Origin of the sequence: Candidatus Phytoplasma stylosanthis, assembly GCF_032886435.1 — a bacterium.
Classification (GTDB): Bacteria; Bacillota_I; Bacilli_A; order Acholeplasmatales; family Acholeplasmataceae; genus Phytoplasma; species Phytoplasma stylosanthis.
Genome location: NZ_JAUZJP010000012.1, coordinates 1 through 12,314, shown reverse-complemented (window position 1 = coordinate 12,314; position 12,314 = coordinate 1). Strand labels below are relative to the sequence as shown.

The following is a 12,314-nucleotide window of genomic DNA, read 5'->3' as shown; positions in this document are numbered from 1 at the left end:
TTCTTTATCATCTTCAATTTCAATGTTATCATCTTTTTTTTGTTCTAAATCATCTAAATCCAAAATTTCTTTTTCTATATCGTTTGTTCCTATTTCTTCTTCTTTTGCTTTTGAATCTATAAAATAATCTTGATCCCATAAATTTAAATTATTACTAGTTTTAATATCCCATAAATCGTTTCCTAAAAAAACAAAACGACCACTTAAAATAATATCTAAATATAATTGAGAAATTTTTTCTTTATTATTCAAGTCTATTTTTTTTATTTCAAAAACTTTTTTTATCAATTGTTCGATCTTCATTGATTCTTTATTTTGATATAAAATTTGATAAGAAATATCAACCATAGAATCTAATAAACTATTTTTTTTATTCTCTTTTTGCAAAACCAAAAAAACTCCTTTATATGAAAATTATAATATTTTTTTTATATTAAAATAATTTAAAATTATTAAATTATTTTTTAGATAACAATTAAAAAAATATTTAAATATAAAAATTATTCATTATCAATCATCAACTAATACTATTTTTTTATAGTCAAAAATATCTAATGCTAATTTTAGATTAGCAGAGAAATTTTTTTCTATACTTAAAACTGAATTTTTTTCATAAAAATCAGTTTGAAAATGATCTAAATTTAAGTCTGTTTGATTTTTAGTTTGTAAAAATTTCAAATAAACAGGTTCTATTATTTCTGTCCAATCCTTTTCTAAGATTACATAATATTCATTAATTAATGGATATTTAGTATTTAAAATATTTTTTATTTTAATTCTATTGCTATTGATTAAAAATTGTCTATATTCTATTTCACTTTTACAAGATAACAGAATTTCTTTATTATTATTAATTAACAATAATTTCGAGTTAAATAATAATCTAGCTAAATTTCTTAAATCTGGATTATGATAATTTTTTAAAATTTTCCATCCTTTTTGGAGAAAATCTTTTTTTTTATCATTTGAAAACATTAAAATATTAACGATATTTAATAAAAAATCTTTTTTAAATGTTGTTTTTTTTTCTTTTGAGAAATTAACAGCAGAAAAATTATTTTCTAAATTATTAACAAGAGGAATATTTTTTTGGTTATTAGATTTGTTCATATCAAAAGAAGAACCTACAAATTTATATTTTTGAGAAATAGAATGATTAGGTAAATATTTTTTTGTTTTTAATATTTCGTTAATTTGAATAAATGAAAAAAATAATAAATTTTTTTTTTGTTTTGTTGATGATAAATAATTTTGTAATTTTAATAATTGATCTAAAATTTGTTCTTTTTCTAAAGGATTAAATTTATCCAAAAAAGATGATTTGAGATGCGATTCTTTGAAATCATCGATAACTATTTTTTGAAAAAAACTAATAACATCATTACAAAAATTAACTAAATTGATTTTAGGAGTCAAAATATCTTCTAGAAAAGAAATAAGATGAGATATATCTTTTTGGAATAAATGATAAAATAATTCTTTTATTTTTTCTTCGGGAACTATATTTAATATTTCATAAATATCTTGTTCGTGAATTTTTTTTTCAATATTATAAGAATGCAATTGATCTAATAAATTCAATGAATCTCTTAAACTTCCATAAGAATAAAAAGAAATTTTTTCCAAAGTTTTTTCAGATATTTGAATATTTTCATGTTCAGAAATTGATCTTAATTTATATTTAATATCTTCATCAGAAATATAATTTAGATAAAAATATTGAGTTCTAGATATAAAACTTTTAGGAATTTTATTCAATTCGCTAGTAATAAAAATTAAAATAACATGATCTGGTGGTTCTTCAGCAATTTTTAATAAAGCATTAAAAGCATTAGCGGTTAAAACGTGAATTTCATCAATAATATAAATTTTATATTTTAAAAAATTAGGTTTATAAGATAACTTATCTTTTAAATCTTTAATTTCATAAATACTACTATGAGAAGCGCCATCAATTTCAATAATATCTAAAATTTTTCCTTGATCAATATCAGCGCAAATACGACAATAATTGTCATCATTTTTTTTGCAACAATCTTCTTTTTCTAAAAAATGATGACAATTGATCGATTTAGCAAAAATTTTAGCTAAAGTGCTTTTTCCTACACCCTTATCGCCGCTAAATAAATAACAATGATTAATTTTTTTATATTTAATAGCATTTTTTAAAGTACGAACAACAATACTTTGGCCAACAAAATCTTGAAATTTTTGGGGTCTATATTTCCGATATAAGGCTATATAATTCATCTCTTTTTTTTACTGTTCATCCTTTTTTTATAATTTTATTTTTTTAATATATTTTAACTTAATTTTGACCAGCAATAGTTAAATTTTCAATATAAACACTTGGACTTCCAAATCCAGAAGTTTTAAAAAATAAATCGTTAGAAATTTCTTTTATATCTAATAAAAGTTCAAAAAAATTACCAGAAACAATAATCATTTTAATAGGATAAGTTATTTTACCTTTTTCTATCTTGAAACCGCCAGCTTGTAAACTAAAATCTCCGCTAATTGTATTTATTCCCGCATGTAAACCCATTAAAAAATCAATATAAACGCCTTCTTTGATAGAAGAAATAATTTCTTCTAAACTTTTTTTACCTTCTTTTAAATAACAATTACTCATTGAAATAGAATCATTAAAAAAATTACCAGTCGGTTCAACTTTGAAAATTAATGATGTCTTTAAATTATGGATAAACTGTTTTAAAATCCCTTCCTCGATAATTGTTTTCTTTTGACAAGCAACACCCTCGTCGTCAAATTTATATTGAAAAAAAGCGTTCTTGTTTAAAGGATCATCGATAATAGTAACTTGAGAAGAAGCAATTTGTTGATTTTTTTTATTTTTTAATTTAGTTAAGTTTCTATAAACACTAATGCCACTGAAAATAGAGCTAAATGATTGTAAAAGTTTAGCAAAAATTTTATTTGAAAAAACAGTAGGATAATTCTTAGATTCAATTGAACAAGAATCCATCTTTTTTTCTCCTAAATTAATAATTTTCTTAGCATATTCAGAAATATTAAATTCATTAATTTTCTTTACTGGAAAATTATCACTAATAGTTTCTATTACTTCATTTTTTTTAAAAACACATTCAACTGAAAGACTAGCAAAACTATTTTTTTGTTCTAATTCCAATCCTTCAGAATTAACTATTTTTTCTTTTAAAAAAACTTCACTATAAGAAATAAAATCAATTTTTTTTAAAAAAGAACTTTTATTTAATAATTCTTTTTCAAATTGAAATAATAAATTATTTTTTTTTTCTAATTCTACTGATGAAAAATTAAAATTGTATTCTGGAATAACAGGATAACTTTTAGAACCTTTAAAAATAATATCCTTTTCCTTAGAATTTAAAACTGATATTTGAACTTTGAGTGATTCCAAAACTTCATCTATTTTAGATTCTTCTATCTTTTCTAAATAAAGAGAAGATTTTTTGTTTTTATACAAACCTTTAATAACTACTTCTAAAAGATCACTTTGAATATTTTCGTTAATTTTACCATCTTCTAAATTAAGAGTCATTGTTTTTTTTTCATTAGTTAAAATTTCTAAAGCAGTAAATCCTTTTTTTAAAGCTTTTTCAAACCATTTATTATAATTTATATTATCAATCATTATTTTTTACTTCCTCCGACAATTATTTTTTGTACTCTAATAGTCGGTTGTCCTAAATCAACTGGGACATATCCAGAAATAGAACCGCAATAACCCTGACTCAATTGTAAATCATTACCCACACGATCTATTTTTAATAAAATATCTTGTCCTTTTCCGATTATCATCATGCCTTTTACTAATTTAGTTAATTTTCCTTCTTCAATTAAATATCCAGAATTCATCATAAAATTAAATTCTCCTGTTGCAGGGATAACTGTTCCACCTCCAAAACTTTCTGCATAAAGACCATATTTAGTATCTTTAATTATTTGTTCTGGATTATCTTTACCAGATGCTATATAAGTAGAATTCATTCTAGAAGTAGGAGAATATCTATAAGATTCTCTTCGAGCTGAACCAGTTGGTTTCATTTTCATTTTTAAACTATTACGATAATCTATTAAATAACTTTTTAAAATTCCATTTTCAATTAAAAGATTTTTTTGAGTTTTTTTACCTTCGTCGTCAAAATTTGATCTACCCCAAGCGTTTTCAATTGTGCCATCATCATAAGCTGTAACCAATTCAGAAGCTATTTTTTGCCCAATTTTATTACAAAAAGGTGAGAGATTTCTTGCTACAGCAGTTGCTTCTAAAGAATGTCCACATGCTTCATGAAAAATAACTCCTCCAACTCCATTATTAATAACAACAGTCATATTTTGTGGCTTAATAGAATAAGCTGTTAATAACATAACAGCTTTTTGAGCTATTTTTTTAGCTTTATTTTCTAAATCAACAATATTAAAAAATTCTAATCCTAAAGAACGACCTTCGCTATCATAAAAATCTTCCATACTTTGATTATCTTGTGCAACCGCTCTCATAGAACACATAATATAAGGTCGAAAATCTTTTTGATAAACACCTTTAGAATTAGCAATTAAGACATTTTGTTGTTCTTCTCTCAAAATAGCTATTGCTTTGTTGATTCTCTTATCATATTCCTTTATAATTGTTGATAATTTAATCATTTTATTAATTTTTTCATGAATACTCCAACTCTCAAAAGGAATTTTTAAATTATTATTAATTTTTAAAGAATTTTGCAAAATAATAATATTTTCAACATTTTTTTGAGAATCAAAAGAAGGCTGTTTTTCTATTAAAAAAATAATATTTTCATAATTAACTTTATTAGTATAAATATAAGTTTGATATAATCCTTTTAATAATCGGATTCCTAACCCGAAAATATATTGTTGTTCATAAGCAGATATTTCTTGATCAATAATTTTTAAAAAATTACTTTTTTTTTCTTCAAAAAATAATTCAACAAAATCAAAACCTTTATTTAAACCTCTTTGTAAAATATTTTCAATTTCGTTTTTGTTTAACACCTAAAAAACCAACCTTTGATATTTTTTAATTCTTTTTTGAAAAAATAAATATTATAATGTTTTTTGTTTAGAAAACAAAAAAATATTCAAAAAACTTATACTTATCGAAAAAATAAAATAAAATTAATAAAAAGTAAAATAAAAAATAACTATATCGATTATAGCAAAGATATAAAATAAAAAAAATTTTTATTTTATAAAAAAATAAAATTAAATAAATTAAAATATATTATCGAAACAAATATATTTCAATAATATATCTTAATATAAAAAAATATAAACTAAAAGAAAATTTGATTTCATTATCTATATAATTATCATTATATATTTAACAAAACCAATATTAAAAATTTTATTTTTATTTATTTAGATTGGATCTGTAAAAGTTTTTTTTCATAATAAACATTATTATTATTTTTAATTCTATTAACAAAATTTAAATTAATTTCAAAAACGGTTTTATCATAAAAATGTTTTATATTGCCGACATTTTGACTATAAATATTAAATTTTTCCTTTAATAATTTCAAAAGTAAAGAAGGATTTATTCCATCATCTTTACCTAGATTAATAACTAATTCTTTCATAGGTTTTTTTGAAAATCTATTATTTTGATTATAATTTAACTTATTATTAGAATAATTATTAAATTTATTATAATTACTACTTTTTATAAACGATTCTGCGATATATTCATAATTTTTGTTCCTAGGTGAAAAATAATTTAAAAAAGATGAAATAATTTCTTTAGAATCTTTTTTCTCTAATAAAATGTCAACTAAAGGATGTAATTCTTTCTTTTCTTCTTTATTTTCTTGTATTAAATTAAAAATTTTGTTTTTAAAAAATTCTTTTTGTCCATTTTTGACTTCTTCTATAGTTGGAATTTTTAAATATATAATTTGGTCTTTCAAATATCTTTCTAATTTTTTCAATTGAAATATTTTTTTAGAACTAATAAAACTATAAGCTACTCCTTCTTTTCCTGCTCTTCCAGTTCTTCCGATTCTATGGATATAAACTTCATCTTCATGCGGCAAATCATAATTGATAATCATTGTAATATCAGAAATATCAATACCTCTAGCAGCAACATCAGTGGCTACTAAAATTTTAATATTTTTTTGTCTAAAACTATTCATAACAATTTTTCTTTGGTTTTGTTTCAAATCACCATGTATAGCATCTACTAAGAAATCTCTTTCTTGTAAATAATTAAAAATATTATCTACATCTTTCTTGGTATTAGCAAAAATAATAACAGAATCAGGATTTTTTTGATCTAAAAGACGCACTAATAGTTTATTTTTATCAAATTCTTTTACTATAAAATAAAATTGTTTAATTGCTTTGACAGCAATTGTATCTTGAGCAACTTTAATGATTTTAGGTTCTTTTTGATATTTAGATGCTATTTCTTTAATAGTATTTGGCATTGTAGCAGAAAATAAAACTGTTTGTCTTTGTTCAAGGGGAACATGAGATAATATAGTCTCTAAATCTTCTTTAAACCCCATTTTTAACATTTCATCAGCCTCATCTAAAGTTAAAATTTTCACATTAGATAAATCAATTTTTTTTTTATTTAAAAGATCAATCATTCTACCTGGAGTAGCGATAACAATGTGAGGTTTATTTTCTAAATCTTTAAATTGTCTAATATAAGATTCTCCTCCGTAAACAACTATAACTCTGATTAAACGATTAAATCTTAATAACTTTTTAATTTCTAAAAAAACCTGTAAAGCTAATTCTCTTGTTGGACATAAAATTAAAGATTGAATTTTTGGTAATTGAGGATCTATTTTTTCAATTATCGGAATCCCAAAAGAAAATGTTTTTCCTGTTCCTGTCTGCGATTGTGCAATTACATCATGACCATTTATAATTTCTGGAATAACTAAAGCTTGAATGGGAGTAGGATTAGCAAAATTCAACCTCTCTAAAACATCTTCAGTTTGTTTTAATAAATTTAAATCTTTAAATAAAATACTCATTCTTTTTTCCTTTTTATATATATTATTAAAAATAAAAAAATATATTATTTTCGTTAAAAATATTTTTTTTGAATTATTTAATTATTAATTATTTTTTGTATTTAAATATCTTTAATAAGATAAATAAAAAAACAAATTTAAACAAAATTTAAAGCAAAATAATTATATTGTTCACTGATTTATATTTTTTTAAAACAAATATTAATAAATTATCGAAATATTTTAATTTTTGAAAAATTTTTTTTAAACATTTTGAAAAAAATAATTACCAAGATAACAAATATTTAAGTTTAAATATCAAAAAACAATATTTTTGCAATCCTTTACTATTTCTAAGAAAACAAATATCCTACTAATTATACATCATTTTATTTATGAAATCAAAAAATAATTTTTATTCTTATAACCAAAAAAATAAATAAAATATTTAAAAAATATATCTTTAGAAATAAAAAAAATTATTTATTTTTTTAACAAAATATTTATTTTTAGAGAGCAAGATAAAAACAAAAAGAAAAGCAAAGAAAAAATTAATTATAAAAAAAATCAAATTATAAATTAAAGCAGCAAAGAAAATATTATTTCCTAAATAACTAAATTTTTTTTTTAATTCTAAAACTTTCACAGAATAAATGTAATAACTAGAAATTAATGAAAAACCAAATCTTAAAAAATAGATTAAAAATAAAACAAAAAAAATTTTTTTATAAATGATTTTTTTTGTTTCTTTTAATAAACAAAAACCTGAAATGCTAACAATTAAATCACATAATATGTAATCCAAAAGAATAGAAAAAAAAATTTTTATATTAGATAATTGCAAAGTTTTAGAAAGAATTAAAAAGGAATAAAAAGAATTGAATAAATGCCAAAAACTATAAAATAGGCAAACTATAAAAACATTTTTAAAACCAAATATCAAACCGCCCAAAAAAATAATTATTATGGGAAATTTAATATAACTAATCAAAAAAAATATTTTTATAAATTGATAACGAAAAAGAAAATCTATAAAAATAACTATCCCTGTAAAAAAAGAAATTATTATAATATTTTCTAAGAATTTTTTTTGCATTTATTAATCCTTAAATTAAATAATTTTTAGACATTAAAAATTTTTTTATAAATTAATTCTAAGAAATAAAAAAAAGAAGGATATAAAATAAATAACCAAATACCAAAACAAGCACCAATAAAAGTGCCCAAACTAATACCGATAAGACCTTTTTTTAAGCCTAAATAAATAATAAAAATAATAACTCCTATCCACATTGCTTTTAGACCGACTATAGTTTTTTCCGATTTTTTTGAATCAAAATCAGAATCATGTAAATTTTGTTTTTTTTCAATAAAACTTTTTTGAAAAACATTTTTAAATGTTATAGGTTCGTTTTTGTCATAAACATCTCTTTTTAAATTAAAAGAAATAATAATCAATAATCCTATAAATCCCAAAAAAATAACAAAAAATCGGAAATATTTATTATCTTTTGACAAATGAAAAACATTTTTTTTTTGAAAAAATAAAATAAATTTATTATAAATATTCATGAAATTTTTTTCACCTTTTTCTATTTTTCCTTTTAATTAAAATTTTAATTAATTAAAGAAGTTAAATCAAAACCAAAAATTCTTATAACCTCTTTTTGCAAAAATAAATTTGAATATTCGCTATATATTATTTTTTTCTTATATTTAATTAAATATTGTTCATGTTCTAAATCTTCTAAATTAGACTCATGAAATAAGTTTTTTTTATTTAAACCAAATTGATCTAAAGCACCAGAAAAAATAAAATCTTTTAATAAAGAATTATTTAAAATAGAAAAACATTTTTTTTTAAAATCATAAAAATCTTTAAATTTATCTTTTTTTCTTTCCTTTATAATAAAATTAGCTATCGAATCACTAACATTTTTAATTAAAGTAAGAGGTAATATAAGTTTATTTTCTAATATTTGATATTTCGTATCGCTTATCAAAACATCAGGGGGATAAATTTGGATTAATTTTTTTTTTTTTATTTTTTGTAAAATTTTGTTTGTTTTCTCGAAATCATTTTGTACTTCATCCAAAATAACTTTCAAAAAATGAATTAAATAATGTGTTTTTAAAAAAGCCATTCTATAACTAATTAAAGAATATGAAACACTATGACTTTTATTAAAACTATAATTAGAAAATTTTAATATATAATTAAAAATTTTTTGAGATAATTCTTTAGAATATCCTTTTTTATAACTATTTTCTAAAAAATCTTGTTTTATAAAATCTTCTGATATATTTTTATTATTTTTTTGAATAATATATTTCATGAAAATTTCAGCTTCATTAAAATCATAACCTGATATATGAACAGCTATTTCCATAATTTGTTCTTGATAAATAATAATACCATATGTATTTTTTAAAATATGTCCAATTGAATTTTTTAAATCTAAATCATTAGCAAGCAAATTTTTATTATTTTTTTTATTTTCAGAATAAGAATCGATATAATGAATTTGTCCTGGTCTATTTAAAGCTAATGCGGCTACTACATCTTCAAAATTTTTAGGTTTAATTTTTTTCAAAATTTTTTGAGCTGTTATAGAATCTAATTGAAAAATATAATCAGTATCACCTTCTTGTAATAATTGATAAGTTTTATAATCATCTAACGGAATTTTTTGCCAATTAATTTTTTTTTCTTTTTTTTTATTTATTTCTTCTAAAATTGTTTCAATCAAATATAAACTTTTTAAACTTAACAAATCAATTTTTAATAATCCAATTTTTTCTAAATACTCAGATTTAAATTGAGTCTGATATTTAAAAGGTGAACTGTTATCTAAATTCAATTGAACTGGAATATTTTGTAATAAATCTTTATTACTAATAACAACTCCTGTAGGATGATTTCTTTTAAAATAAGGCATTCCTTCTAATTTAGAAATAATCTGCATTTGTTCTAAATTAGGATTTTTTAAAAATAAATTTTTATTTAAGTAATTAATATAATTTACATTTTTTACAAAAGATTTATTTTTTAAAGTAGAAAAAGTAACTATATTAGCAGTATAATTAACACCATATTTTTCAAAAATATATTCCAATATAATATGGATTTTATCATTTGGAAAATCTAAATCAATGTCTGGTTTTTTATTTCTTTTAGGATTTAGAAATCTTTCAAAAAGAAGATTATATATTAATGGATCTACTTCAGTAATTCCTAAAAAAAAACAAACTAAAGAACTAGCAGATGAACCTCTTCCAGGGCCTAAAAAAATCTTTTTTTTTTTTGCAAAATAAATCAAATCAGTTACAATTAAAAAATAATCTTCAAATTTCATATCTTTAATTATTTTTAATTCTTTTTTTAACCTTTCTCTATAAAGAGAAAATTTTGGATCTAAAGCAGAAATTTTTTTTTTAAAAGAATCAAAAGATATTTGCTGAAGATAAGAAAAAGAATCTTTTTTATTAAGTTGTTTAAAAACAGGAAACTTAAGATCTTGAAAAGAAAAGTTATGATATTCTATTCTAGAGATGAAATCAGACAAATTTAAAAATAAATCTTTATATTTTTGATCATTATAATAAAAATTATATTTTTTTTCTAAATCTGTTTTATTTAAAAATTGAAACGATATTCCTTTTTTATTTTGATACGAATGAAATAATTTTAACAATAATTCATGAGATTCTTTTTGATTAGATTCCAAAAAATTTGTTTTATGAACTGGAATAACTAAAATTTCTAATTCTTTAATTATTTCAGATAAAAAAATATCATCAAACATCTCTAAATAATCAGATTGTAAAGAAAAACCAAAAAAAAATACATTAAAAGTTAATTTTAATTTTTGAAAAATTAATTTAATTAAATCTTTTTTATAAATATCACAAAATAATAAATCTAAATTCGATAAAATAAAAAAAAGACCTTCTTGTAATTGTTTTAATTGTTCTAAAAAAATTTTTTTTTGTCCAGTATTAATTAAATTAGATATTTTTACTAAATGATGAATTCCTAAATCATTAAAAGCATAAACTAAAAGACCAATATTCCGGGCTTTAGGAGAGATAAATTCTAAAGATAAAAATATTTTAATTCCTAAAATAGGTTTTATATTGTATTTTTTGCATAAAAAAACAAATTCTAACATCCCGTATAAATTTTGACTATCACTTAAAGCAAGAAAATCATAATCATTTTCCTTAGATTTTTTAACTAAAGCTTCTAAACTAGGAATACTTTCTAAAAGACTATAATAACTTTGAATGTAAAAAATTCCTTTCATTCTAAAAAACCTCTAATAAAAATGTTATATGTTTTTTTTATTAATAGAAAAATGTGGAAAGAAAATAACATCTCTAATATTAGGGGTATCAGTTAAAAGCATACATAAACGATCAATACCCATTCCTAAACCTCCAGTAGGAGGCATTCCATAATTTAAAGCTTCAATAAAATCAGCATCTAATTCTTCAGTTTCGATATCTCCTAATTTTTTTTGTAATAGTTGTTCTTGGAACCTTTTTTCTTGTTCGATAGGATCATTCAATTCTGTAAAAGAATTTACTAATTCTTTTCCAGCTATAAATAATTCAAATCTATCAACAAAATCTGGATCATTTATTTTTTTATTAGCTAAAGGACTAATTACATAAGGATAATTATAAATAAAAGTGGGTTGAATTAATGTATGTTCAACAAATTTTTCAAAAAAAGAAGATATAATATGACCTTTTTTATAAAAAGGTTTTATTGGGACATCGTATTCTTTAGCAATTTCAAAACATTGCTCTAAACTTTTAATATTACGAAAATCAATATTTGTTTTTTCTTTAATAATGTCAATCATATCATATTTATAAAATTTATTAAAATCAATTAAATTTTTCTGATATTTAAATTTTAAACTACCTAAAACATCAAAACAAATTTTTTTTAAAAATTTTTCTGTTAATTCCATCATATCTTGTACATTAGCATAAGCTAAATATGCTTCTATTGTTGTAAATTCTGGATTATGAGTAGCATCTATTCCTTCATTACGAAAAACTTTCCCTATTTCATAAATAGCTTTAAACCCACCCACAATTAATTTTTTTAATGGTATTTCGGTTGCTATTCTTAAATAGAAATCCGATTCTAAAACATTATAATGAGTAATAAAGGGTTTAGCAGCAGCACCGCCAAAAGAAGCATTCAAAATAGGTGTTTCTACTTCTAAAAAACCATTATCATCAAAAAATTTTCTAATCAATTTTATAATAAGACTTCTTTTTAAAAATCTTTTTCTGGTTTTA

General features: G+C 20.5%; 9 protein-coding genes. All 9 read right to left on the bottom strand.

Annotated elements, in window-relative coordinates:
* On the bottom strand, positions 1 to 393 hold a 393-nt coding region (gene rpoE / locus Q8777_RS01950), incomplete at its 3' end, for a DNA-directed RNA polymerase subunit delta (protein WP_318749453.1).
* Between the two features lie 117 nt (positions 394 to 510).
* Complete coding sequence (dnaX, locus tag Q8777_RS01945) at positions 511 to 2,250, bottom strand: DNA polymerase III subunit gamma/tau (protein ID WP_318676357.1); 1,740 nt, start codon at positions 2,248 to 2,250, stop codon at positions 511 to 513.
* A gap of 58 nt (positions 2,251 to 2,308) precedes the next feature.
* A complete protein-coding gene (locus Q8777_RS01940) occupies positions 2,309 to 3,637 on the bottom strand; it encodes a metallopeptidase TldD-related protein (protein ID WP_318676355.1) in 1,329 nt (442 codons plus the stop codon).
* Complete coding sequence (locus tag Q8777_RS01935; protein ID WP_318676353.1) at positions 3,637 to 5,019, bottom strand: TldD/PmbA family protein; 1,383 nt, start codon at positions 5,017 to 5,019, stop codon at positions 3,637 to 3,639. Before Q8777_RS01935 ends, Q8777_RS01940 begins: the two co-directional genes overlap by 1 nt.
* 362 nt (positions 5,020 to 5,381) lie before the next feature.
* Positions 5,382 to 7,016 (bottom strand): DEAD/DEAH box helicase, encoded by a 1,635-nt coding sequence (locus Q8777_RS01930; RefSeq protein WP_318676352.1) that lies wholly within the window; start codon positions 7,014 to 7,016, stop codon positions 5,382 to 5,384.
* A gap of 442 nt (positions 7,017 to 7,458) precedes the next feature.
* Complete coding sequence (locus Q8777_RS01925) at positions 7,459 to 8,091, bottom strand: hypothetical protein (protein WP_318676351.1); 633 nt, start codon at positions 8,089 to 8,091, stop codon at positions 7,459 to 7,461.
* A gap of 26 nt (positions 8,092 to 8,117) precedes the next feature.
* The gene (locus Q8777_RS01920; RefSeq protein ID WP_318676350.1) at positions 8,118 to 8,567 is read right to left on the bottom strand and encodes a hypothetical protein; all 450 of its coding nucleotides are present in this window, start codon (positions 8,565 to 8,567) and stop codon (positions 8,118 to 8,120) included.
* A gap of 44 nt (positions 8,568 to 8,611) precedes the next feature.
* Positions 8,612 to 11,302, bottom strand: coding sequence for a PHP domain-containing protein (locus Q8777_RS01915; protein WP_318676349.1), 2,691 nt, complete (start codon positions 11,300 to 11,302; stop codon positions 8,612 to 8,614).
* A 24-nt stretch (positions 11,303 to 11,326) separates the two neighbouring features.
* Positions 11,327 to 12,314, bottom strand: a 988-nt coding sequence (lysS, locus tag Q8777_RS01910; protein ID WP_318749452.1) for a lysine--tRNA ligase, incomplete at its 5' end; no start/stop codon positions are given.